22 protein-coding genes, 1 tRNA gene, 1 pseudogene and 1 riboswitch are annotated in these 23,455 nt (G+C 50.0%); of the genes and pseudogenes, 10 read left to right on the forward strand and 14 right to left on the reverse strand.

Going from position 1 to position 23,455, the window contains the following annotated elements:
* Nucleotides 1-37 precede the first annotated feature (37 nt).
* The gene (locus L0B52_RS03730; RefSeq protein WP_235065203.1) at nt 38-1,402 is read right to left on the reverse strand and encodes a VOC family protein; all 1,365 of its coding nucleotides are present in this window, start codon (nt 1,400-1,402) and stop codon (nt 38-40) included.
* 232 nt (nt 1,403-1,634) lie between these two features.
* Here L0B52_RS03730 and tehB point away from each other — a divergent pair, with 232 nt between their 5' ends.
* Both tehB and L0B52_RS03740 read left to right on the forward strand, forming a co-directional pair.
* Nucleotides 1,635-2,210 (forward strand): tellurite resistance methyltransferase TehB, encoded by a 576-nt coding sequence (gene tehB, locus L0B52_RS03735; RefSeq protein WP_235065204.1) that lies wholly within the window; start codon nt 1,635-1,637, stop codon nt 2,208-2,210.
* A gap of 4 nt (nt 2,211-2,214) precedes the next feature.
* A complete protein-coding gene (locus L0B52_RS03740; RefSeq protein WP_235065205.1) occupies nt 2,215-2,994 on the forward strand; it encodes an SDR family oxidoreductase in 780 nt (259 codons plus the stop codon).
* Between the two features lie 249 nt (nt 2,995-3,243).
* Here the strand turns inward: L0B52_RS03740 and L0B52_RS03745 are convergent.
* The 7 genes from L0B52_RS03745 to gcvT form a co-directional block, all read right to left on the reverse strand.
* Nucleotides 3,244-3,332, reverse strand: a tRNA-Leu gene (locus L0B52_RS03745).
* 69 nt (nt 3,333-3,401) lie between these two features.
* Complete coding sequence (locus L0B52_RS03750) at nt 3,402-4,379, reverse strand: hypothetical protein (protein ID WP_235065206.1); 978 nt, start codon at nt 4,377-4,379, stop codon at nt 3,402-3,404.
* Between the two features lie 5 nt (nt 4,380-4,384).
* A complete protein-coding gene (locus L0B52_RS03755; protein WP_235065207.1) occupies nt 4,385-5,437 on the reverse strand; it encodes a DUF2333 family protein in 1,053 nt (350 codons plus the stop codon).
* Nucleotides 5,438-5,547: 110 nt separating this feature from the next.
* A complete protein-coding gene (locus tag L0B52_RS03760; RefSeq protein ID WP_235065208.1) occupies nt 5,548-5,868 on the reverse strand; it encodes an iron-sulfur cluster assembly accessory protein in 321 nt (106 codons plus the stop codon).
* A complete protein-coding gene (locus tag L0B52_RS03765; protein WP_235065209.1) occupies nt 5,865-6,989 on the reverse strand; it encodes a cysteine desulfurase family protein in 1,125 nt (374 codons plus the stop codon). The genes L0B52_RS03760 and L0B52_RS03765 overlap by 4 nt, the downstream gene beginning before the upstream one ends.
* Nucleotides 6,982-7,674 (reverse strand): serine O-acetyltransferase, encoded by a 693-nt coding sequence (gene cysE, locus L0B52_RS03770; protein WP_235065210.1) that lies wholly within the window; start codon nt 7,672-7,674, stop codon nt 6,982-6,984. Before cysE ends, L0B52_RS03765 begins: the two co-directional genes overlap by 8 nt.
* Nucleotides 7,671-8,783 carry a glycine cleavage system aminomethyltransferase GcvT gene (gene gcvT, locus L0B52_RS03775; protein ID WP_235065211.1) on the reverse strand — a complete coding sequence of 371 codons (1,113 nt, stop codon included), beginning with the start codon at nt 8,781-8,783 and terminating at the stop codon, nt 7,671-7,673. The genes cysE and gcvT overlap by 4 nt, the downstream gene beginning before the upstream one ends.
* A 146-nt stretch (nt 8,784-8,929) precedes the next feature.
* On the opposite strand from gcvT, the gene infA reads away from it, so the two are divergent.
* From infA to tenA, 8 genes and pseudogenes are all read left to right on the forward strand, one after another.
* A complete protein-coding gene (gene infA / locus L0B52_RS03780) occupies nt 8,930-9,148 on the forward strand; it encodes a translation initiation factor IF-1 (RefSeq protein ID WP_235065212.1) in 219 nt (72 codons plus the stop codon).
* A gap of 173 nt (nt 9,149-9,321) precedes the next feature.
* Nucleotides 9,322-11,073: a BCCT family transporter gene (locus L0B52_RS03785; protein ID WP_409202313.1), complete on the forward strand. Its 1,752-nt coding sequence runs from the start codon at nt 9,322-9,324 to the stop codon at nt 11,071-11,073.
* Nucleotides 11,074-11,157: 84 nt separating this feature from the next.
* Nucleotides 11,158-11,248: riboswitch (TPP riboswitch) on the forward strand.
* Nucleotides 11,249-11,297: 49 nt separating this feature from the next.
* The gene (thiD, locus tag L0B52_RS03790) at nt 11,298-12,095 is read left to right on the forward strand and encodes a bifunctional hydroxymethylpyrimidine kinase/phosphomethylpyrimidine kinase (RefSeq protein WP_235065214.1); all 798 of its coding nucleotides are present in this window, start codon (nt 11,298-11,300) and stop codon (nt 12,093-12,095) included.
* Nucleotides 12,096-12,809: an ABC transporter ATP-binding protein gene (locus tag L0B52_RS03795; protein ID WP_235065215.1), complete on the forward strand. Its 714-nt coding sequence runs from the start codon at nt 12,096-12,098 to the stop codon at nt 12,807-12,809.
* Nucleotides 12,803-13,549 carry an ABC transporter permease gene (locus tag L0B52_RS03800; protein WP_235065216.1) on the forward strand — a complete coding sequence of 249 codons (747 nt, stop codon included), beginning with the start codon at nt 12,803-12,805 and terminating at the stop codon, nt 13,547-13,549. Before L0B52_RS03795 ends, L0B52_RS03800 begins: the two co-directional genes overlap by 7 nt.
* Nucleotides 13,550-13,558: 9 nt before the next feature.
* Nucleotides 13,559-14,499: pseudogene (locus L0B52_RS03805) on the forward strand (ABC transporter substrate-binding protein).
* 16 nt (nt 14,500-14,515) lie between these two features.
* Nucleotides 14,516-15,196: a TenA family protein gene (locus L0B52_RS03810; protein WP_235065217.1), complete on the forward strand. Its 681-nt coding sequence runs from the start codon at nt 14,516-14,518 to the stop codon at nt 15,194-15,196.
* 2 nt (nt 15,197-15,198) lie between these two features.
* The gene (tenA, locus tag L0B52_RS03815; RefSeq protein WP_235065218.1) at nt 15,199-15,858 is read left to right on the forward strand and encodes a thiaminase II; all 660 of its coding nucleotides are present in this window, start codon (nt 15,199-15,201) and stop codon (nt 15,856-15,858) included.
* A 5-nt stretch (nt 15,859-15,863) separates the two neighbouring features.
* Here tenA and L0B52_RS03820 read toward each other — a convergent pair whose 3' ends face one another.
* Genes L0B52_RS03820 through tilS form a run of 6 tightly spaced genes read right to left on the reverse strand, consistent with a single transcriptional unit; the run spans nt 15,864 to nt 23,437 of the window.
* Nucleotides 15,864-16,835 carry a putative transporter gene (locus L0B52_RS03820; protein WP_235065219.1) on the reverse strand — a complete coding sequence of 324 codons (972 nt, stop codon included), beginning with the start codon at nt 16,833-16,835 and terminating at the stop codon, nt 15,864-15,866.
* Nucleotides 16,836-16,840: 5 nt separating this feature from the next.
* Complete coding sequence (locus L0B52_RS03825; RefSeq protein ID WP_235065220.1) at nt 16,841-18,697, reverse strand: ABC transporter ATP-binding protein; 1,857 nt, start codon at nt 18,695-18,697, stop codon at nt 16,841-16,843.
* A gap of 3 nt (nt 18,698-18,700) precedes the next feature.
* The gene (locus L0B52_RS03830) at nt 18,701-19,171 is read right to left on the reverse strand and encodes a septum formation initiator family protein (protein ID WP_235065221.1); all 471 of its coding nucleotides are present in this window, start codon (nt 19,169-19,171) and stop codon (nt 18,701-18,703) included.
* Nucleotides 19,171-20,457 (reverse strand): phosphopyruvate hydratase, encoded by a 1,287-nt coding sequence (gene eno, locus L0B52_RS03835; RefSeq protein ID WP_235065222.1) that lies wholly within the window; start codon nt 20,455-20,457, stop codon nt 19,171-19,173. The genes L0B52_RS03830 and eno overlap by 1 nt, the downstream gene beginning before the upstream one ends.
* 40 nt (nt 20,458-20,497) lie before the next feature.
* Nucleotides 20,498-22,135, reverse strand: a complete 1,638-nt coding sequence (locus L0B52_RS03840; RefSeq protein WP_235065224.1) for a CTP synthase — start codon at nt 22,133-22,135, stop codon at nt 20,498-20,500.
* Nucleotides 22,136-22,153: 18 nt separating this feature from the next.
* Nucleotides 22,154-23,437 carry a tRNA lysidine(34) synthetase TilS gene (tilS, locus tag L0B52_RS03845; RefSeq protein ID WP_235065432.1) on the reverse strand — a complete coding sequence of 428 codons (1,284 nt, stop codon included), beginning with the start codon at nt 23,435-23,437 and terminating at the stop codon, nt 22,154-22,156.
* Nucleotides 23,438-23,455: the final 18 nt, after the last annotated feature.

Below are 23,455 nucleotides of genomic sequence, written 5' to 3' on the forward strand. Positions count from 1 at the left end.
AGGCATGCCATCGCGAGAGGTGTTTCATTGGCAGCTACTAGGCATTAAGGGCCTGCAAGCACGCATCAATACTGCGCTGTTGGTTGGCAGCATACATCGCCATTTCATCATGCACGTTCGCACCAAGCGCTTGTTCAAAAACCGCTTGATTAGACGCCCCATCATAATTTTTCTGGCCATCATCGCCCAGGTTCGACTGGAAGATTCCCGCCGCACTCACTGGCAAGAAATCTTCATAAACCAGCGGCTCATAAGCAACCAAACCTGCCTCTAATAAGGCATCGAGTGTCTTACCGGATTGTGCACCTGCTGCGCGACCGGTATCAGTGACAAAGTAGTGGAAAAACGCCAGACCTTGCTCGCGTAACGTCTGATACTCATCAGGGAATGCGGCAAAATGTCGGCTTAAAATCGCTTGGTATTCTTGTGCGTTCGCCTCAGTGGGTGCACCACCGGCCTCTTCGCGTGCCGCATTAAGCAGCTGATCATAAAGCGCGCGGCCTTTTGCGCTCAACGCTACCCCGCGCTGCTCAATTTCACCAAAACGCGCGGTATGACTGCCGGCGGCATCGGTAAAATGCACCGATTCTTCCAACGCTTTGAAGCTGGTTTGGCGCAATAAAATCGGGCATTTACGACGTGGTGGGCCTTCAACAACCGCTTTTGGTGTAATACCCCGTGCACTCATCCCACTTTGTACTGCATCGATATCGAGCGTACGTGGGGTCAAATGATTAATGTGTGGCCCTTTAAACGCCACTACATCGGCAATTAAGCGGTGTTGATCATGTAATTCTTGATAGAGTGCCGCACTCACCTGACTCTGCTGATGCCAGCGGAATGTTTCCAATGCTTCGCGGACAAACGCTTCACTATCCTCGCTACTTAACCCACCGTCATGTTCACATTGTGCAATCAGCTCGCGCACTCGTGGCGTAAAAATATCACGTTCGGCTAAGGTCGCTGCTGCTTTATCGCGCAACGCTTTATCTTCAATCAGCTCTAAACGCAATAATGAGGTAAATACACGAAATGGGCTGATATTAAGCGCCTCGCTATCAAGTGCGCGAAACGCTGTGGAATGTACCGGTACCCCGGCAGGAGCCAAATCGTAGTAACCAACCGGCTCCATCCCCATCACAGCAAACAAACGACGGATCGTAGCCAACTCTTCTGCCGTACCCACACGAATGGCACCATGACGCTCCATATCCAAACGCGTCAGCTCACCAGTATGCTCAAGCTGGCTGCGCAGCTCAGGGTGCTCGGTCATCGCCTGCGTATTCACTTCAGCGACCAGATCCATTAAATCACCATATAGCGGCACTTCCTGTTGATACATATCCGACATTGCCTTAGAAAACCGCGCGCGAATCTCAGCAGGACGCTCAAACTGATCCATAGATAAACTCCTCATTGTTATGTGGTGCACTCCGCCAGTGAAGCGCTTTCTCGCATTAAAGCGCGTTATCTTATCTTTTGCAATCTTCTTGGACGATTTATGCGTGCTGTGATTGGGCGTAACTTAATGCGCTAAGCCCTATACTTCAAGCAAGACCAATTTTGCCTCTCGACTGTAGCCCTTGATGCACGCTATAATTAGTACCTTATTAGTCGGATATAATGAGGCAGGTATGAACGATGTGAATAGCCGGTATGGCTTGAACCCAGCACACAGCGAAGTGATTGAGGCAATGGAGCATGTATCAGCTTGTGATGCACTCGATATGGGCTGCTCAAATGGCCGTAACGCGCTGTTTTTAAGTCAGCATGGATTCAATGTGACCGCTGTTGACCACAACCCTGGCGCGATCGATTCACTGCAATCGATTATAGAAGCTGAAGGGATCGACAACATTCACCCTAAGATTTATGACCTAAACGAAGCGGCGATCAGCGATGATTATGGCTTTATTGCCTGCACAGTCACCCTGATGTTTCTCAACCCGGAACGCGTCCCAGCGATCCTTGCCAATATGCAGGAGCGCACCTTACCTGGCGGGTATAACTTGATCGTTTGCGCGATGAGCACAGAGGCTTACCCTTGTCCGGTTGGCTTTCCATTTGTTTTGGACGAAGGCGAATTGCGCGATACCTACGCTGGCTGGGAGATGGTTAAATACAACGAAGACTTAGGCACCATGCATAATGGCATGCAATTCAATTTGCCACCATGCTCGCGCGCAAACCTGAATAAACTACAGGTGTGATGGTATGAAGATCCTCATTACCGGCGCTAATCGCGGCATAGGGGCGTCGCTTGTCACGCTTGCTAGCGAGCAAGGCCATGAGATCATTGCCCTAGGGCGCGATTTAACAGCGCTTAAACAGCAATATGCCAATAATCCCAAGGTTAGCTGCGATCAACTCGATGTCTGCGATACCGCCCAGTGGCGTAAAGTAATCGAGCGTCACACACCTTTTGATGTGCTGATCAACGTTGCTGGTGTTTTATTTAGCGGTGTCACCGGTGAGCTTAAAGTAGAAGAAGTCTCTGCGATGCTCGATGTCAATGTTAAAGGGACTATTTTTGGCACTAACGCTGCAGCAGCATCCATGAAACAACAAGAATCCGGGCATATCATCAATATCGGCTCAACGGCCGCCCTATTCCCCACCCCGGGCACACCGGTTTATGCCGCAAGTAAGTTTGCTGTGCGCGGATTTAGCCTTGCCGCGGCGGGCGATTTAAAGCCTTATGGTATCAGCGTCTCTTTAATGAATCCCTGTGCGGTGAAAACCGATATGCTTGAGCAGCAAAGAGGCGATAAGAATGCTGCGCTTACCTTTTCTGGAAAACGCGCGCTTACCTCAGAAGAAGTCGCTCAAGCTATTTTGGGCCCGGTGTTACACCACAAACCGCTTGAATACTTCCTGCCAAAAAGTGATGGTTGGTTAGGGAAATTAAGTAACGTCTGGCCAAGACTATTTTTACAATTGGCAAAAAAAGCCCGTACGCAAGGTGAGAAAAATTTTCACTCTGATAAATTTTAAACTATTTCTCGATCACTAATGAGTGATGGGAATAAAGTACGATATCAGCCGTCATCACAAGAACAAACTTGCGAACAGTACACCCATTCGTTGATCTTTACTCTAATCCAGAGTGATGTATATGCTGTCAAAAATACCGACAATCTATTGGTATATCAATAGATGGTATAGGCTGTGATTGAACACAAATACACATAAACCCTTTATCGATGGGTAGTTTATATTTTTAGGGTATTCGCAACATTAAGATGGTGCCCGGGGCCGGACTCGAACCGGCACGGAGGTTAAGCTCCGAGGGATTTTAAGTCCCTTGCGTCTACCAATTTCGCCACCCGGGCGGGTGTGAAGCGGGGAATAATAGCGGCACAAACGCGCCACGTCAATCATTATTTCCTGCTTTGATGTTTTTATTCAGATTTACTTTGACCAATCACTTCTAATAACTGTTGTTGTAGCTCCGGTGGCAATTGTTCATAGTCTAACTCACGCAGCAATGATTGCGTTTTACCATCAAACCCTTGCAGCGCAGTAGGCGCTTTGCGTGCGACAGCGCGTTGTTTTATCCATTGTTCACGTTCATGGGAAAAATCCGCCCCTAACGCCTCAAGCAGGTTAATAATTTGATCGTAGGTAGCAACTGGCAACAATTCACCGGTGTTATCAATCGCCTGCTTATATAAAATATTCAGCGCTTTTTTGCTTTGCTCAACCGCTGCCGCATCGTATGCACCCAACCGCTGATCCGCATAGAGGATCTTTAATTTAGCAATGGTTGCCTCAGCGGTGTGTTTTAGCTTAGGTTGGCTCGCTTGCTCAGCCAAATGACGCAATATAGCCAATTCAGCATCAAACCCAGCGTCTTGCCGGCCACCTCCGCTCATGGTTTCACTCATTTGCAGCATCGCGCTCAAAAATGGTATCACTTGACCAATCTGCTGATTCAGTTCTTCATTTTTAGCGGCATCAACCAACTGCGCCACAACTTGTGTATTGAGTATGTCGCGTGGTTCATTGCTTGGCGAGTAATCCTGCAGGGCTTTTAAAGCTTGGACAAAATCGTAATTGATATTGCCCTGCTGTTCGTTTTGCAGGCGGTTAAGAAAATGCCCCAAACGCAGAACATCAATCGAGCCATCGTCTTTAACCAGCGCCTTAAGCTGTCCTTGGTATTGCTCAAGCAGCGCTTCGACCTCGGATAAATCTTCTTTGTTTAACAGCTGCGCTTCGCTATCGGTATTTTCTGCCATCGCTGTGGCTGCGCCATTATAAGCGCCTAAAAGGATATTAATCATATCGCCGACGCTGTTTTGCGATTCTGCCTGGCTAAACGGTGTGACAACCAATAGCGCACTTAGTGCTAGCCGAGGCCAAAGACGACTGTTCATAAGTTCTACCCGTTTTTCAGTAATTGATGTAAGTCGATAATCGCTGCATTGGCCCGCGACAAATAAGACGCCATGACCAACGAGTGGTTGGCGCTAAAGCCAAAGCCTCGCCCATTTAAAATCATCGGGCTCCACACCGGCTTTTGTGATTTTTCCAGCTCAGCGATAATCTGATCTAGCGATGCGAGCGCATTTTTGTCTTGTAGCGTTTTCGCAAAATCTACCCGAATCGCTTTTAACTCATGAAGCAATGCCCAGCTATAGCCACGTGCCTCATAGAAAATATTATCGAGCTGCAGCCAAGGTGTGCGCGCATTTTGCGACAGTGGTGCCTGGGTGGAAGATTCGCTGACCTCACTTTGTTGATCAATATCCATCACCACATCACCAACACTCGCGCTCAAGCGCTGTGTCAGGTCGCCCAAACTTTTCGACACCAGATCCAAGTACACCACCAAGTTATCAGCACGGGCGTAAAATTGCGCGCTAGACTGCCCTTCATCGGCAATCGCTTGCCCGTAGTTGACCAAGTTATCGCGTGCTTCGCCGTATTTGTTTTCAGGGCTGGGGAAAATCCATTTTTTCGGGTCATTACGCAGCAAACTATCGGCTTCTTCCAAACCTGGCACTTGCGCAGACTGCGATTGCGAGCGACTGAACTCGGTGCGCAAGGAGAGCGTCACCTCACGCAACTGACGCAGCACACCTATTTCCCACGAAGGAATGTTATCCATCAAAAAGCCTGGTGGTGTGACATCATTCATCAGAAAACCACCCGACTTACCAAGCAACGTATCGATGATTTTAATCGTCGTGCCGGTTACTGTTGAGCCAACTACCGGCTCCTGACCTTCTGCAAGATAGGCACTACGCGTTTCTTGCACATCAAACTGACCCGGTTCACGACTCCACCAAAACATCAGCAAGCCAATAATCACAGCTAAGGTCGCGACAATCAGGCCAATGCGCCATAACCAACCGCGTGCTTTCCATGTGCTCGGTTTATACCAATGGACCACCGTTTTCGCGCCCTGCATTGATCGAGAGGCTACTGACATTATTTGCTCCTTTACGCCGTAGATGACGACTCATTCTTAAAAAACCATTCTATTATACAAACACTAAGGTCTCTATGCGCGAATCAGCACAGGCTTATGACCAGCTCACGCTAGACGCTAAAGCTGGTGCCGCAGCCACATGTCCCGTTAGCTTGCGGGTTATTAAAGGCAAACGCACTGTTCAAGCCTTTTTGCTCTAAACGCAGCTCTAAGCCATCGAGTAAAGCGACATCCTCATCATCAACCACCACCACAAAACCGTCGTGGGCAAACTGCTGCTGAGCTTCGCCAACTTCATCAACAAAATCGATACGATAAGAATAACCAGAGCAGCCCGAGCGAATTACATCAATATGCACACCAATGCCGCTGCCGCGTTTGGCAAGCTGCTGTTGAATACGGGTAACTACTTGTGGGCTTAATTCAATCATTTTGCTGCCTCCAAAGTCTGTAAAAAAGCGATCAGACGATCAAGCTCGAGTTCGGTGGTTAGATGCGACAAGCTAATACGCAAACAGCGACGCGCTTGGTCGTCTAACCCCATCGCCTGTAACACATGCGAGCCTTCACGACTCGATGAGCACGCTGATCCGGCCGATAGCGCCACACCAGCAGCATCAGCGCGCGCTAAGGCCTCATTTGAAGGCACGCCGCTATCGATATTAATGATATGCGCCACACTCGGCGCGTCGGTGTTGAGGTTCATGGTTGCCGGTAGCGAAGCCAACAGGCGCTCACGGAGCGCTGATACAGTCGCATTATGCCTCGCTCGCTCGCTATCCGCGATTACCATGGCTTCAGCAAACGCCGCGATTAATGCCTGAGGCAGCGTGCCCGAGCGGCGTCCGCGTTCTTGCCCACCACCATGGAGCTGCGCTTGCAAACGTACTTTCGGTAGACGGCGGACAAACAGCGCGCCAATCCCTTGCGGCCCATAGATTTTTTGTCCGGAAAAGCTCGCTAAATCTGCCCCCCATTCCGCCATATCGACCGCCATTCGTCCCGGCGCTTGCGCCGCATCAACATGAAATTTAGCACCAGCTGCGTGCACACGTTCAGCGATCTCAGACAACGGCTGAATAACGCCCGTTTCGTTATTAACCGCCATCACGCTCACTAAAGTCGTTGGTGCACCAGCGAGCGCGGCTTCCAGCGCGTCTAAATCGATCAAGCCATCTCGACGCACCGATAACACCACCACATCGACGCCTTGTTTCGCCATCACCGCCGCTGAATCTAGCACCGCTTTGTGCTCGCTTTGCACGGTAATCAGGCGTGGATTTTTCGCGCCGTGATAAGTCAGCGCGCCTTTAATCGCTAAATTATCGGCTTCGGTAGCGCCACTGGTAAAAACAACCTCGCGCGGATCAGCGTTAATCGTCTGCGCAACGCGCTTTCGCGCATTTTCCACGCGTGCACGCGCCGCAAGCGCACTCGAGTGTAACGCACCGGCATTACCTACCACCTGATTGAATTCAGCATTCAGCGCCGCGAGCACCCGAGGATCGATCGGGGTCATCGCAGCATAATCAAAATACGCCATCTCAGTCATTACGCTGTTGCCGTTTCAGGCGTTCGTTTTCTTCTTCTAAAACACAAATTCGATCGTTTAGTTTGCTCAGCGCGGTCATTACTGGGTCAGCAATATCGTTGCTCTGCGCATAAGCCTCAAAGCGATCGCAATCTTCGTGACGATGAGACGGTTCACGGTGCTCATTCGCGGCACTAACCGCTTTGGCCGGGATACCCACCACCGTGGTGCGCGTGGGTACATCTTTTACCACCACTGCATTAGAACCAATGCGCGCATGATCGGCCACGGTAATCGCACCGAGGACTTTCGCACCCGCACCAATGATCACATCACTACCAATGGTTGGATGACGTTTGTGTTGTGCCCATGAGGTACCGCCAAGCGTCACGCCCTGATAAATGCTCACATCATCACCAAGCTCAGCCGTCTCACCAATCACAATACCCATACCATGATCGATGAATAAGCGATGCCCGGCTTCTACTGCTGGGTGGATTTCCACGCCAGTGACCCAACGTGACATATTTGCGAGCAAACGCGCCAGCCAGCGCCAGCCGGATACCCAAAGCGCGTGTTGCAAGCGATAACTCGCTACCGCCCAAAAACCGGTGTGTAGCGTGAGTACCGCAAAACTGCTTTTTGTCGCCGGATCGCGCTCTTTGACGACAGCAAAATCTTCTTTAACTCGTTGAAACCAAATCATGCGTTGTTTTTATAATCCTTTTTAACAAATGGAAGCGGGACAATCTGTACTTTAATTGCTTTGTTGCGCACCATAGCAAACAGTTCGGGTTTCGCCTCGGCGACATCGCTGGCAACATAACCCATCGCAATCGGCGCACCCACGCTGGCTCCAAAACCGCCACTGGTCACCTCACCAACCGTCCGACCGTCCAGGTCTTCAATCGGCGCCCCAGCGCGCACTGGCGCACGGCCATCGATGGCTAGCCCAACACGCTTACGTGCGGCACCTTGCTCGATTTGTTCTCCAATAATCGCAGCACCTGGGTAATCCCCTGCGCGCTCGCCACCAGGACGACGCACTTTCTGAATCGCCCAAGTCAGGTTCGCTTCAACCGGCGTGGTGGTGGTATCAATATCATTACCGTATAAACACAGCCCTGCTTCTAAACGCAGACTATCGCGCGCACCTAACCCCACTGGTCGCACGCGTTCATCAGCAAGCAATTTATCAGCGAGTGCCACCGCGATCTCGTTAGGCACGGATAACTCAAACCCATCTTCACCGGTATAACCAGAACGGCTTACCCAGCAAGATACACCTAATAATTCGTATTCCCCACCGCGCATAAAGCTTAATTCACGTACCGCTGGGTTTAACTCTGCCAAAGCATCCACCGCTTCAGGGCCTTGTAAGGCGAATAACGCGCGCTCTGGCCACCAGCTGACCGTACACTCTGGTAAACCCGCTTGCAATTTAGCAAAATCCGCGTCTTTACACGCCGCATTAACCACCACATAAAAATCATCAGCACGCTTGGTGAGCATTAAATCATCATCAATCGTACCTTGTTCGTTGGTCAGTAGCCCGTAGCGTTGCTGGCCTTCTGCTAAAATTTGCGCATCGACTGGCAACAGGCGCTCTAAGGCGCTTGCTACATCCGCACCTTGCACCAAAATCTGTCCCATATGTGACACATCAAACAAGCCTGCGTGTTCGCGTGTCCATAGATGTTCTTTAACAATCCCATCTGTATATTGCACCGGCATCATATAGCCCGCAAATGGGACCATTTTTGCCCCTTGAGCAATATGCCAGTCATATAACGCGGTTTGTTTTCCCTCAGCCATCTCTACTCCTCATAAAACAGTGCTAATAAACTTGCATAGCGTATCATGCTTTAGTCGTTAGCCGGATGAGAAAATAACGGATTAACTTGAATTCATGTGTTCATATTGCTAGAATTCCAGCGCTTAACAGTTGTTTTAAGGAATTTATGTCTAAAGAAGAAAATATTGAGATGATGGGTACGGTGATTGAAACCTTACCAAACACGATGTTTCGTGTAGAGTTAGAAAACGGCCATCAAATCAACGCGCACATCTCTGGGCGCATGCGTAAACACTATATTCGTATTTTAACCGGCGATAAAGTCAAAGTAGAAATGACCCCTTATGACCTTAGCAAAGGTCGCATTATTTTCCGCGAAAAATAGTCCTCATCGGGGTGATACCCTCTCATCACCCTTTTCGCGCAATCGCGCAGATGCACTTCAGCATCATCTAAACAACTCAATGTCAAAGAACATGCTTTTGTTCCATGTTCGAAGGAATTGTTATGACGAGTGAACGCACCAAACATCTTCACCTCGGTAAATTTGATGCCGATATGGAGCTCCATAATAAAAACCCCGAACACATACCAGATACCCGCATCGATAAATTCACCTTCACCATGGTTTTGGTGATTCTACTTTCCGTATCCATACCGCTTATTTTATTCCCGGATCAAGGCAAAGCCTGGGTATCAGCGGCACGTAGTTTTGTGACTGATAATTTTGGCGTTGCCTATTTAGCCTTTGGTGCCACCGCCCTGCTGTTTGTGACCTATATTTCCTTTTCTGATATCGGCAACATCAAACTCGGCAAGCCTGAAGACGACAAAGAATTCTCTAACGCCTCATGGGCGGCAATGATGTTCTGTGGCGGGATCGGCGCCAGTATCCTCTACTGGGGTTTGATTGAATGGGCTTACTACTATCAGGGCCCTCCGTTTGGTATCGAGCCTGGTTCAGCAGAAGCGATCCAATGGGCAAGTACCTACGGTATGTTCCACTGGGGACCAATTGCCTGGTCGATTTATTTAGTCCCTGCGATTCCGATTGCTTACTTTTATTATGTACGCCAAACTCCGGTACTCAAAGTCAGCCAGAGCTTAATGCCGCTGGTTGGTGAAAAATTTGCCCTGAGTAAGTGGGGGAAAATGTTTGATGTGTTCTTCGTCTTCGGCATGGTTGGCGGTGGCGCAACCACACTTGGCTTAGCCTCGCCGCTGATCACAGAAGGCCTACACGAACTGATCGGCACACCAACTGGTGCTGGCACCGCTGGCAATTGGATGCGTCTTTTCGTGCTGCTCGGAACTACTGCGATATTTGCCTATAGCGCCTATCAAGGCTTGAAGAGCGGCATCCAGCGCTTATCCAACATTAACTTTTATCTCGCGATGGCGTTGCTGCTATTTGTCTTAGTGGTCGGACCTACGGTGTTTATTCTCAATACCGGTTTAGAAGGCCTCGGGCGCTCATTGGGCAACCTATTTACGATGATGACCACCATCAACCCATTTCGTGATCATGCCGAGCTTGGTTTTTCGACCAGTACGTTCGCGCAAGATTGGACTGTATTTTATTGGGCCTGGTGGATTGTGTTTGCACCAACCGTTGGCCTGTTTATCGCGCGTATTTCAAAAGGACGCACGATTCGTCAAATGGTGGTTGGGGCAATTTTCTTTGGCTCGCTGGGCTGCGCCATTTTCTTCACCATTTTGGGTAACTACGGGCTCTATTTACAAATCAACGGCGATTTAGATGTCATCAATATCTTGAATGACCAAGGTGCGACAGCGGCGATTTTCGGTATTTTGTCTTATCTGCCGATGCATTATTTAGTGATTGCGGTCTTTACCTTCTTGGCGGTTATTTTCACCGCAACCACCTTTGACAGTATTTCTTATATTCTCGCCTCGGTGGTACAACACGAAGTGGATGATGAACCACACCGCTGGAACCGCCTATTCTGGGCATTCACCCTCTGTTTCTTACCAGCAATCTTAATGTTTATGGGCGACTTATCCACCCTGCAAACCGCTTCAATTTTTGCCGGTGCACCACTAATTATCATCTTAGGGATGATGATGCTCTCGTGCATTCGTGCGGCAAAATATGATTTGCGCTACCAGCCAGATTATGAATTGAGCACCATTCATATTGAAGACCTTGCTGATAATGCTCCTTGGGAAGCTGGCGAAACCTCGGATGCCCCAGAAGGCTCTGTGCTCCACCAAGAAGCTGAATGGGCAGAGATGCGTGAGGAAAAAGCGCAAGAAGAAGATGATGACACACCCAATCAATCACTTTAGCCCTTATTACAACCACACTAAGCCCGGCAATCTGTCGGGCTTTTTTTCATCTGGACATCATCGAGCTAAGCGATTATCCTAAGCGCTGATTTGTCGGGGTGCGCCACTGGCGCTGAGAAATACCCGTGAACCTGATCCGGCTCGTACCGGCGTAGGAAACAAACGCTATCTCGCTAACTTTCTTCCCTCCGTGCGACCGGTTCATTTTTGAACAGGGAGCAACTATGTCCACAGCTATTGCTTTAACCATTGCCGGTTCTGATTCTGGTGGTGGCGCTGGCATTCAAGCCGATTTAAAAACGTTTTCTGCGCTTGGCGTATTTGGCACCAGCGCCATCACTGCGATTACCGCACAAAACACCCTGGCGGTAACCGCCATCGAAGGCATCAGCCAAGCCACGATCCGCGCACAAATTGATGCTGTTTTTGCCGATATTCGTCCGCAAGCGGTAAAAATTGGCATGCTTGGTAATGCAGAAACGATTAACACCGTTGCCGAGGCATTGCGTGAGCATCAACCCAAATACATTGTGCTCGACCCGGTCATGATCGCGAAAAGCGGCGATGCCCTGCTCGAACAAAGCGCCATCACCGCCCTGAAAAAACAGCTTATCCCACTGGCTTCAATCATCACGCCCAACATCCCCGAAGCCGCGGTACTACTTAAGCAAAACATCGATAATGAAGCAGACATGCAATCCGCTGCGCAAGCGTTGCTGGATATGGGTTGCCAAGCAGTTCTACTTAAAGGTGGGCACCTCAAGGATGCACAAAGCCGTGATTATTTGACTGATACCTTAACGCAACAATGGTTTAGCAGCGAGCGTCACCCCACACGCAACACCCACGGCACAGGCTGCACCCTTTCCGCCGCGATTGCCGCCGGACTAAGCAAAGGGTTGCCATTAGTTGAGGCGATTACTGAAGCCAAAGCCTATATTGATGCCGCGATTCGCGCTGCTGATTCGCTCAATATTGGTAGCGGTCATGGCCCTGTACACCATTTTCACCGCTGGTGGTAGATGCACACTATCGTTATTGAAGATTTACACATCCATCACGCGCACAACACCATTTTTTCCGGCCTCAATCAGTCATTCACCGGCGGTCTATGGCATGTGATTGTTGGACGTTCGGGTTGTGGTAAAACCACATTACTCAACGCCATTGCCGGATTGACGCCCCATCAAGGACACATCCACAATGGGCAAGGCAAAGCGCTAACCGATCAACTGGCATGGATAGGCCAGCAAGACCAGCTATTACCGTGGCTGAATGTCGTGGAAAATATCCGCTTGGGCTATCGCCTACGTCATCAAGCCGCCCCCGATATAGCCCCATTACTTGATGAATTAGACATCCGCACACTCAGCAAGCGTTACCCACACCAACTTTCTGGGGGACAACGCCAGCGTGTGGCCTTAGCACGAACACTCCTGGAACAACGCCATATCATCTTGCTTGATGAACCGTTCTCCGCCCTTGACGCCCTCACACGTCATCAATTACAAACCCTCGCCGCACGCCTACTCAAAGGAAAAACCGTGCTGATGATTACCCATGACCCCAGCGAAGCATTGCGCTTAGCTGATCGACTGTATGTGATGGCGCATAGCCCCGCCACGCTTACACCACTCCCCCTACCTGATACCGAACCACCGCGTGCGCTCAGTCAACCTGAACTTAGTACACACAGCGAAGCACTCTATCACGCATTGGCAGAGACGCCATGCTAAAACGTAGCACTCGCCCATTGCTATTGTTGCTCGGCCTGCTCGGCCTGTGGCAGCTATTGGTATGGCTAAGCGGTGTGCCAGTATATATCTTACCTTCACCGTGGATGGTGGCACGCAGTATTGTCACGAACATTGATCTACTCGCAGCCCACAGCGCAATCACTATCGTAGAAATCCTGCTTGGCTTGGCGCTCGGCACCCTGCTTGGCGTGCTATGCGCACTGATCTTACAACTCTCGGTGGGGCTGCGTGATTGGATATTACCGTTGTTAATTGCCTCACAAGCGATCCCCGTATTTGCACTCGCACCACTACTGATGTTGTGGTTAGGTTACGGTATGAGCGCAAAAATCGTCATGAGTTTGCTGATTATTTTCTTCCCTATCGCTACCGCCACTTACGACGGATTGCGCCGCACACCACCAAGCCACCTTGCCTTAGCACACACACTTGGCGCTACACGCCTACAACAACTCTTATTCATCCGCATCCCTGCTGCGCTACCTGCGTTTGCCTCAGGCATGCGTATCGCAGCAGCGATTGCCCCGATTGGTGCAGTTATTGGTGAATGGGTTGGTGGCAGCCAAGGCCTGGGCTATCTCATGCTTTATGCCAACGCACGCATGAATACCGATTTAATGTTTGCCGCCCTCGCCGTACTCACCACATGTACCTTAATACTGTATTTCACCACCGACCGCCTACTCAGTCGCTGGATTTTCTGGTCATCTACCCCATAGGAGCTTATTATGTTCAATATCCGCACCACCCTTATCGGCGTACTCCTTGCATTCAGCAGTTTAGCCGCATATAGCAAAGAATCGCTAACCATCGCCCTTGACTGGTTTATTAACCCTGACCATGCCGCTTTGGTCGTAGCACAAAACAAAGGCCTTTTTGCCGCACAGGATTTGGATGTGACCTTCATCGAACCATCCGATCCATCGCTACCACCCAAGCTGGTTGCTGCCGGCAAAGCCGATCTGGCAATCACTTACCAACCGCAGTTACACGTACAAGTTGATCAAGGACTACCGCTTTCGCGAATCAGTACACTCATCGCCACCCCGCTAAACACCTTATTGGTTCTGGAAAAGAGCAATTACCAACGCATCGCTGACCTTAAAGGCAAAAAAATTGGTTATTCAGTCTCAGGATTTGAAGACGCACTACTAAGTGCCATGCTCGCCAGTGACGGATTAACCCTGGATGACATCCAAACCGTTAACGTCAATTGGTCGTTAGCACCCTCTTTAATCAGCGATCAAGTAGATGCGGTCATCGGCGGCTATCGTAATTTTGAATTGAACGCATTGGATATTGAAGGTTATCCCGGCCGCGCATTTTACGTTGAAGAACATGGCGTCCCCCTTATGACGAGCTGATTGTTGTCGCAAATAATGATACCCGAGAACGCGACGCTTACCGCCGCTTTAATACCGCGCTTGAGGAGGCCACGCAATTTATCATTAACCACCCCGATGAAGCATGGCAACTGTTTATCGAAAACAAACCCGAGCTGGATGATGAGCTCAACCGCCGCGCCTGGCGCGATACCTTACCGCGCTTAGCATTACGTCCCGCTGCCTACGATGCACAACGCTACCAACGCTTTGCGGAATTCATGCACGAATACGGCCTAATCAGCAAGCCCATCCCAGCGTTAAATCGCTACATCATCACACCATAATCATCAGGAGAAACCCATGTCCTTCTTAGCCTTTCAACAACAGCACCCTCAGCAACGTTTTAGCGAACAGCTATGCACCTATCACCAAGAACAATGGGATCAAGTCGTCCACCATCGCTTCACCATTGAATTAGGAGAAGATTGCTTACCTGATACCGTATTTGCTCGTTATTTGGTGCAAGACTATGCATTTGTACAGACATTAACCAAGCTGATTGCCTACGCGATCGCATATGCACCTGAAATGACAAGTAAACACAGGTTAGCCGTCTTTCTTGCCAACGTCACCAGCGAAGAAAATACCTACTTTATCCGCAGCTTTCATGCACTCAATATACCCGAAGCGGATTATAGCAATCCCAAACTGAGCCCTGCAGCACAAGCCTTTGCAACACAGCTTAACGACGCTGCGGCAACCGGATACGCAGAATGCATCATTGCATTAAGTGTTGCAGAATGGACCTATCGAACATGGGCACACCTTCAAGGCACAAAGCACCCTGAGCGTTTTTATTTGCGCGAATGGATCAGCATACACAACCATGCAACATTTAATGACTTTGTTGATTGGCTGCTATTAGAAATGGACCATATTGGCGCAGGCCACCCCGAACAACACAACGCGTTTAGCACCCGTTTTGGTGCTTTACTCGACCTTGAAGAAGCCTTTTTCACCGCCGCTTATGATGAGGAATAACCATGAATACCTACCAGCAACTCAGCCACACTTGCCCAAACTACCGTGAGTACATTGAGCATGGTTTTGTGCGTCAACTAGGCGATGGCAGCCTGCCTGCTGCCGCCTTTCGCATGTATTTACAGCAAGACTTTCTCTTTCTCATTCATTTCACCCGCGCCTGGGGACTTGCCATTTATAAAAGCGCCACCCTGCCTCACATGCGTGCCGCACAAGCAGGTATCAACGCGATGTTAGACACCGAAATTGGCTTGCACATTGAGTATTGCCAGCAATGGGGCATTAGTGAACAATCGCTATACACTCTCGACGAACATCCGGCAACGGTCGCCTATACGCGTTATGTATTAGATAGTGGCATGAATGGTTCTTTAGCCGAGCTGCATATCGCGCTCGCCCCTTGTATGCTTGGCTATGCGGAAATCGGCCGTTGGTTAAGCGAGCAACCGTGGACAGAATATAAAGACAACCCATACCAACCATGGATAGCGCTTTACGCCAGTGAGGAATTTCAGAGAGCGGCGCAGGCAGAAAGCGATTTACTTGATGAACTCTGTGCAGAGTTTACCCCCGCACAACTCAAACGCGCGCAGCATATTTTCAACACCGCCACCAATATGGAGATTGCCTTTTGGCAGATGGGCTTAGATCACACAGACTGAAAGTATTAAGCGTGCATTTGCTGTTCAAATGCTTTTAAACGTTTGTGGATCGATATCAACTCAACAATCGTTGACCACGAATGAACCAGAAACTGAAACGACGCTTCAACCTTGCTAAAGGCGCGCACCACCTGCTGCATCAACCCCAGGGTGATCGCGCCGGTGATCAAGGTTGGGCCGAGCGCGAGATAAGGAAACAACACGCTGGCTTGTAGATACGTCCATTTAACTAAATCAAAATAGAGGTAGTTGATATACAATCGGAAATAATTATGACGCACATCGGCATAGAGCATGTTGAGCGTCGGTAGATCGGCGCGTTCGATGTGGTCTTCGCCATAAACCAATTCCTTACGATACGCCGCCTCAACCATCTGATTATTAAATTCCAATCCAGGCAAACGAATGCCTGCGAGCATCAACAGCGCGGTACCCATCGCAGTGGTGATCAACACCACCCACACCAGGGCATGTGGCACGTTGCCAATCCACGGTAATTCGGTAATATTTTCTGAAAGCACCCACAGCAGCGGCAAAAAAGCGAACAACGTCATCAAAGCGCGTAACAGGCTTAACCCCAAGCCTTCCATAATCCGCGCAAAACGCATCGTATCTTCCTGAATACGTTGTGAGGCGCCCTCGATATGGCGCAGTTTCTGCCAATTTTCGGTGTAATATTCGTTCATCGCCGTGCGCCAACGGAAAATATAGTGACGGGCGAAGAACTCCACCAGCACGACAATCAGAATATACACGCCCGCCAACTTGCCAAACGTCCACAGGTAGCCGAGAAAAGTCTCGAAGGTGACGGAACCGGGTTCGCTGAGCATGTCTTGCACCGCGTTATAGAACTCACCAAACCATTCATTGATCTTAACGTCGATCTCGACTTTATACCAAGTGGTGAGCGCGATGAGAAGTGTGCCGCCAATCGACCACACCCACCATTTTTTATTGAGGAAAAAGCTACGAAACACTTAAGCTATCCTTCTTCATGACCTAAATACCCACCGGTTTGTCTTGCCCAAAGCCGCGCGTAAATACCACCATGCGCCAACAATTCATCATGGCTGCCCATCTCGACAATTGCCCCTTTATCCATCACTACCAAACGATCCATCGCGGCGATGGTTGATAGGCGATGAGCAATCGCGATCACCGTTTTGCCGTCCATCAAACGGTTCAAGCTCGATTGAATCGCCGCTTCCACCTCACTATCAAGCGCAGAAGTGGCTTCATCGAGCAGCAAAATAGGCGCATCTTTGAGTAACACACGGGCAATGGCGATCCGCTGACGTTGCCCGCCGGAGAGCTTTACCCCTCGCTCACCCACTTGCGCATCCAAACCAATATTACCATCAGGGTCATTCAACTCAGCAATAAATTCATCGGCTTGCGCACCTTTAATCGCTTTTGCCAGCGCTGCTTCATCCGCATCGGGCTTGCCGTATAAGATATTCTCGCGCACACTGCGGTGGAGCAAGGAAGTATCTTGGGTCACCATCGCAATATGGTGGCGCAAGCTATCCTGACGCACTTTGGCGATGTCTTGCCCATCAATCGTAATTCTTCCACCCTGGAGATCATAAAAGCGCAGCAATAAATTCACCAGTGTGGATTTGCCAGCGCCGCTGCGCCCGACTAAACCGATTTTCTCACCCGCTGCAATCGATAAATTCAACCCGTCAAAGACAATCGGGGCACGTTCATCATCACCGCGATGATTATGGTAATGAAAACGCACATCATCAAACGCTACCGCACCGGCAGACACTTCTAGCGGCCTGGCATCAGGCGCATCCTGCACATACTTGGGTAAAGCAAGCATACTCATGCCGTCAGTGACTGTGCCGAGATTCTCAAATAGACCGCTGATTTCCCACAGCACCCAATGCGACATACTATTCACCCGCAGCGCCATCGCCACCGCCACTGCTAAAGCACCGGCGCTCATGATTTCATTCAACCATAAAATGATCCCCAGTGCGGAGACGGCAAAGATCAACACATAATTGAGCGTATTGATACAAAAATCCAACCCGGTGACCAAGCGAAATTGCTTATAAACGGTGTGCAAAAAGCCTTGCATCGAATCGCGTGCATAGCCTGCTTCGCGGTTGGTGTGGGCAAAGAGTTTTACCGTGGCAATATTGGTATAGGCATCAACAATCCGCCCGGTCATCGTTGAGCGCGCATCGGCCTGGCGCTGTGAGACCGCTTTCAAACGCGGTACAAAATACATCTGCATCGCCACATAAAGCACAAACCACACCACAATGGGCAGCATCAACCACAGGTTAATTTGTCCGAGCAACACCACCATCGAAACAAAATACACGCTCATATAGACGAATAAATTGGTGGTTTTTAGCACCAATTCACGGGTCGCTAGCGCCGTTTGCATCACTTTTGTTGCCACACGTCCAGCAAATTCGTCCTGATAAAACCCAAGGCTTTGATCGAGTAAATGACGGTGCATGCGCCAGCGAACAGCCATGGGGAAATTACCCATTAGCGCCTGATGGCGCATCAAAGCATTTGATAAAGTCATCAAAGGCAGCGCCACCAATACCACCGCGCCCATCATCCATAAGGTGCTGGCTTCATCGTGTAAAAACGTGGCGCGATCATGGCCGGAGAGCCAATCAACTATTTTACCAAGGAAGGCAAACAGCATCACTTCTAAGATCGCCTGGATTGCGCTGGTGAAGGTTAAAAACACCACCGGCAAGCGAAAACCGCGCACATAGTACCAACAAAAACGAAGCAGCCCTTGTGGGGGCTGCTCAGCATCGGCATGCGGAAACGGCTGGGTTAAGCGTTCAACCAATCGCAACATAGCCTATTCCTGTAACGATTCGAGCTGTAGCGGCAGTGGTGTGACCGGAATGGTTTCAGCTTGTACCGCTGCCCCTGTCGGCTCTTCGATCGATTCTAAACGCAGGCTGCTTTCATCGGGATTAACCACTACAACCGGATCGGGCGCTAGACCTGGCACATCAGGCAGCGAGGCTAACTCGCTATCAGGTAACACAAAATAGGTTTCGTTTTGACCAATCATGCCATAGTCTTCGCGCGCTTTTTCTTCGTAAGCGTGGTAGGCATCGGGCGAACGCAGGCTTTCAATATCGACTAATAACGCTTCATTACGGTCACTCAGCGCCTGGTTTTCTTCGCTATGGTAACCAATTTGCGTTTTTAACCCTTCAATACGCTGTTCTTGGGTGTCTTGTTGACGCATCAAATACATATTGACGCCCACCAATAGGGCAATCAACACCAGTAAAATTGAATAGAACAGCGTGCGTTTCATTAGTGTTTAATTTTACCGAGCAACGCTGCTTTGCCACCATAAACCGCTTGCTCACCCAGCTCAGCTTCAATAGTGAGCAGGCGATTGTATTTCGCGACACGATCCGAACGACACAGCGAACCGGTTTTAATTTGTGTGGCACTGGTAGCGACTGCGATATCGGCAATCGTGGTGTCTTCGGTTTCCCCAGAACGGTGAGAAACCACCGCGGCGTAACCGGCATCAGCGGCCATATTGATCGCATCCAGCGTCTCGCTCAAAGAGCCAATCTGGTTAGGCTTGATTAAAATCGCGTTAGCAATACCTTTATCAATCCCTTCTTTGAAGATTTTGGTGTTGGTCACATACAAATCATCGCCGACCAGTTGCACTTTATCGCCGAGTTTATCGGTCATGATCTTCCAGCCAGCCCAATCACTTTCATCCAAGCCATCTTCGATCGAAACAATCGGATAACGCGCGACCAAATCGGCCAAATAATCAACAAATTCTGCACTGGAGTACGATTTACCTTCTGAAGCGAGCACGTATTGCCCATCTTGATAGAATTCAGACGCTGCGGCATCCAAAGCGAGGTAAATTTGTTCGCCTGCGGTATAACCCGCTTTGCTGATCGCTTCCATAATCACTTCCAGCGCCGCTTCATTAGACGGCAAATCTGGTGCAAAACCGCCTTCATCACCAACTGCAGTCGCAAGACCTCGTGCATTGAGCACACCTTTGAGCGCATGGAAAATTTCAGCGCCAGCACGCAACGCTTCTTTAAAAGAATCAAAACCGGCCGGCATGATCATAAATTCTTGAATATCGACTGAATTATCCGCGTGCTCACCGCCGTTGATAATGTTCATCATCGGTACCGGCAGTTGATAGGTTGAGCCGAGCAACGTATACAAACCTTTGCCTTGATAGTTTGCTTTAGCGTGTGCCAGCGCTAACGATACGCCAAGAATCGCATTCGCCCCGAGCACATCTTTATTATCGCTGCCATCGAGCTCAATCATCATCTCATCAAGCGCTTTGAGGTTATCTATACTTTGTCCGACCAGCTGATCAGCGATTTGCGTATTGACGTGTGCCACCGCTTTTTGCACGCCTTTACCGCCATAGCGGCTTTTATCGCCGTCACGCAGCTCTAACGCTTCGCGTGAACCGGTTGATGCACCAGACGGCACACCTGCCACACCCTTGCTGCCATCAGCAAGCGTGACGCTAACTTGCAGCGTCGGGTTGCCGCGCGAATCTAGAATCTCCAACGCGTGAATACGCTCAATCGTGGTGCTCATAAAATACTCCTAAAGTGTTAAACATCAAACCAATGACGTTTTAAGCGGTGTGTTGTTTTTGATAATCCAGTGCGGCAAGGATAAACGAGGTGAATAGCGGATGCCCTTTGCGCGGGGTCGAGGTAAACTCTGGGTGCGACTGGCAGGCGATAAACCACGGATGATCCGGCAATTCGACAATCTCAACCAGGCCATTGTCTTCCGAGCGCCCAGAAATACGCAAGCCCGCTGACTCTGGACATTTTTCATAATTGCTGTTGACTTCATAACGGTGACGATGGCGCTCATTAATGATTTGTGCACCATAAATTTCTGCCACTTTACTACCGGATTTCAAGCGTGCCGGCAACGCGCCCAAACGCATGGTGCCGCCAAGGTCGCTGTCTTTATCACGTGCTTCGGTTTCGCCGCGCTCGTTAACCCATTCATTGACCAGCGCAATCACCGGTGCGTTTACATCATCATCCCATTCTGTGCTGCCAGCGCCGTCAATACCGGCAACATGACGGGCAAATTCAACCACCGCAACCTGCATGCCTAAGCAAATACCCAAATAAGGAATACGCTGTTCGCGTGCGTGTTTAACGGCGAGGATTTTCCCTTCAATTCCGCGGTTACCAAAACCACCCGGCACAACAATCCCATCAACGCCGTCGAGCAAGCTCGCCGCACCTTGTTGTAAGATATCCTCAGAATCCACAAAGCGAATATTCACTTTTTTACCAGTGTGAATCGCCGCATGATACAGCGCTTCATTGAGCGACTTATACGCATCGGTGAGATCCACGTATTTACCGACCATCGCAATGGTGACTTCACCATCGAACTGCTCAATCGACTGGACCACACGCTCCCATTGCGACAAATCTGCCTCTTCTGCGTCAATATCAAAGTGATCAATCACTAACTGATCAACGCCCTGTTGGTGATAAAGCAAGGGGATTTCGTAAATATTATTCACATCAAGCCCGGCAACCACTGCTTCGGCTGGAACGTTGGTAAATAAAGCAATCTTGCGGCGCTCATCTTCAGGAATATCACGATCAGCGCGACAAATCAGCATATCCGGCTGGATACCAATCGAGCGCAATTCTTTAACCGAATGCTGGGTAGGCTTGGTTTTCAGCTCACCAGCCGCCGGAATATAAGGCAATAAGGTGAGGTGAATATACATACAGCGTTTACGCCCTAATTGCGTGCCTAACTGACGGATCGCTTCCATAAACGGCAGCGATTCAATATCACCCACCGTCCCGCCAATCTCCACCATTGCAATATCAAACCCTTCAGCAGCGCGTAACACATAGGATTTAATCGCATCGGTGATATGCGGGATAACTTGCACAGTGGCACCTAAATAATCGCCACGGCGTTCTTTACGGATCACTTCCGAATAAATCCGTCCGGTGGTACAGTTATTAAACTGCGTGGCGCGCATGCGCACAAAGCGCTCATAATGACCCAAATCGAGGTCAGTTTCCGCACCATCGTGAGTCACAAAAACCTCACCATGCTGAAACGGACTCATCGTGCCGGGGTCAACGTTAATATACGGATCGAGCTTAATCATCGTCACACGCAAACCGCGTGATTCTAAAATTGAGCCTAAAGAAGCAGCGGCGATGCCTTTCCCTAATGAGGAAACCACACCGCCGGTAACAAATACAAATTTGGTCATGGAGCGTCCGAAAACTGGCTATAAATCGCTTGAGATGTTAGCAGAATATGCCCGATTTTGCCAGCAAAACAACAGCGCTGACCAGTCTTTCGCAGCGCCTAACCCACCGACCCAAACCAAGCGATCATCTGCCCAAAGCAGCGGCGTTCGCCGACGAATATAAGGTGGCACACCCGCTTGCTGAAACGCTTCTTTTAACGATTTAGCATGCGTCATACTTGCCGCTTGAAAACGTGCCCCCGGCGGGCAAAGCGTCCAGCGACAGTGCCGCCCGGCAAGAAGCGCATGGCCTTCATTTAGGTCAATATCCCCGACACCTGGCCATTGCGTATGCGGCGCAAAAGCCGGTGGGGGTGCAGGTTCGCTAATGTGGTAGCGATAAATCTCGCCACGATAGGCGAGCAGTAACCGCTTACCATAGCGCAGCTCAGCCTGCTCGGCGCCACTGCGTAGTTGGCGCAAAAACTCCTGTAAGCGTTGACTCGGCGGTGGCCCATCCTCAACGCGCGCGAGCCAGCGACGCAGTAACGCTTTTTGCCATGCTTCATCCCGCTCCCTAAGCAAACACCAAGGCAGTGGCGCATTAAGATCCGTCGGTAGATAAGCGTCCAGCGCCTCATCAAGAACCATTTGGCTTTCACCAAGCCACTGCGCACTGCGCGCAATCTGTTGCGTGGCTCCCGGAAAAGACGCCTCTAACGCTGGCAAACAATCATGACGTAAGCGGTTACGTGCATAACGTGTATCTGTATTGCTTGGATCATCCACATAATCGAGCGCATGCTCTTTAGCATAGACCATAATCTCTTCGCGTCGTACATGAAGTAGTGGTCGCCAATGTTCACCATCGGCAAAGGTTTTACGCACCGGCATCGCAGAAAGTCCTGCCAAACCGGCACCACGCAGAAGCTGCAACAGTAAGGTTTCGGCTTGATCGTCTTGATGGTGCGCGGTGAGCAATGCCCCTTTTGCTGGTAAATGTGCAGCAAACGTACGGTAACGCGCTGCGCGTGCCTGCGCCTCCGGCCCGCGACCATCATTAGCGTGATAGGCTAAACGCTCACAAAAAAAGGGGACGTTCAATGCCGCACAAAACCGTTCGCAGAGTGCCGCCCATTTTGGTGCGTCTTCATGCCAACCATGGTCAAGAAAGCACGCCACCAGCGGCGCGCCTAAGCGCGCACGCTGCGCTACCAACAGATGCAACAGGACAACCGAATCCACCCCACCGCTTAATCCCAGCAGGTATTGCGATGGTTGATAGTCCACCTGCCAGCGCCAAAAATCTTCATCTAACTGCATCACACCGTCACGTTAGGT

Source organism: Suttonella sp. R2A3 (assembly GCF_021513215.1).
Classification (GTDB): Bacteria; Pseudomonadota; Gammaproteobacteria; order Cardiobacteriales; family Cardiobacteriaceae; genus JAHUUI01.

What these genes read in the sequence shown, in the direction of transcription:
- L0B52_RS03730 (WP_235065203.1), bottom strand. Translation starts at nt 1,402, where the DNA reads ATGGATCAGTTTGAGCGTCCTGCTGAGATTCGCGCGCGGTTTTCTAAG.
- tehB (WP_235065204.1), top strand. Translation starts at nt 1,635, where the DNA reads ATGAACGATGTGAATAGCCGGTATGGCTTGAACCCAGCACACAGCGAA.
- L0B52_RS03740 (WP_235065205.1), top strand. Translation starts at nt 2,215, where the DNA reads ATGAAGATCCTCATTACCGGCGCTAATCGCGGCATAGGGGCGTCGCTT.
- L0B52_RS03750 (WP_235065206.1), bottom strand. Translation starts at nt 4,379, where the DNA reads ATGAACAGTCGTCTTTGGCCTCGGCTAGCACTAAGTGCGCTATTGGTT.
- L0B52_RS03755 (WP_235065207.1), bottom strand. Translation starts at nt 5,437, where the DNA reads ATGTCAGTAGCCTCTCGATCAATGCAGGGCGCGAAAACGGTGGTCCAT.
- L0B52_RS03760 (WP_235065208.1), bottom strand. Translation starts at nt 5,868, where the DNA reads ATGATTGAATTAAGCCCACAAGTAGTTACCCGTATTCAACAGCAGCTT.
- L0B52_RS03765 (WP_235065209.1), bottom strand. Translation starts at nt 6,989, where the DNA reads ATGACTGAGATGGCGTATTTTGATTATGCTGCGATGACCCCGATCGAT.
- cysE (WP_235065210.1), bottom strand. Translation starts at nt 7,674, where the DNA reads ATGATTTGGTTTCAACGAGTTAAAGAAGATTTTGCTGTCGTCAAAGAG.
- gcvT (WP_235065211.1), bottom strand. Translation starts at nt 8,783, where the DNA reads ATGGCTGAGGGAAAACAAACCGCGTTATATGACTGGCATATTGCTCAA.
- infA (WP_235065212.1), top strand. Translation starts at nt 8,930, where the DNA reads ATGTCTAAAGAAGAAAATATTGAGATGATGGGTACGGTGATTGAAACC.
- L0B52_RS03785 (WP_409202313.1), top strand. Translation starts at nt 9,322, where the DNA reads ATGGAGCTCCATAATAAAAACCCCGAACACATACCAGATACCCGCATC.
- thiD (WP_235065214.1), top strand. Translation starts at nt 11,298, where the DNA reads ATGTCCACAGCTATTGCTTTAACCATTGCCGGTTCTGATTCTGGTGGT.
- L0B52_RS03795 (WP_235065215.1), top strand. Translation starts at nt 12,096, where the DNA reads ATGCACACTATCGTTATTGAAGATTTACACATCCATCACGCGCACAAC.
- L0B52_RS03800 (WP_235065216.1), top strand. Translation starts at nt 12,803, where the DNA reads ATGCTAAAACGTAGCACTCGCCCATTGCTATTGTTGCTCGGCCTGCTC.
- L0B52_RS03810 (WP_235065217.1), top strand. Translation starts at nt 14,516, where the DNA reads ATGTCCTTCTTAGCCTTTCAACAACAGCACCCTCAGCAACGTTTTAGC.
- tenA (WP_235065218.1), top strand. Translation starts at nt 15,199, where the DNA reads ATGAATACCTACCAGCAACTCAGCCACACTTGCCCAAACTACCGTGAG.
- L0B52_RS03825 (WP_235065220.1), bottom strand. Translation starts at nt 18,697, where the DNA reads ATGTTGCGATTGGTTGAACGCTTAACCCAGCCGTTTCCGCATGCCGAT.
- L0B52_RS03830 (WP_235065221.1), bottom strand. Translation starts at nt 19,171, where the DNA reads ATGAAACGCACGCTGTTCTATTCAATTTTACTGGTGTTGATTGCCCTA.
- eno (WP_235065222.1), bottom strand. Translation starts at nt 20,457, where the DNA reads ATGAGCACCACGATTGAGCGTATTCACGCGTTGGAGATTCTAGATTCG.
- L0B52_RS03840 (WP_235065224.1), bottom strand. Translation starts at nt 22,135, where the DNA reads ATGACCAAATTTGTATTTGTTACCGGCGGTGTGGTTTCCTCATTAGGG.
- tilS (WP_235065432.1), bottom strand. Translation starts at nt 23,437, where the DNA reads ATGCAGTTAGATGAAGATTTTTGGCGCTGGCAGGTGGACTATCAACCA.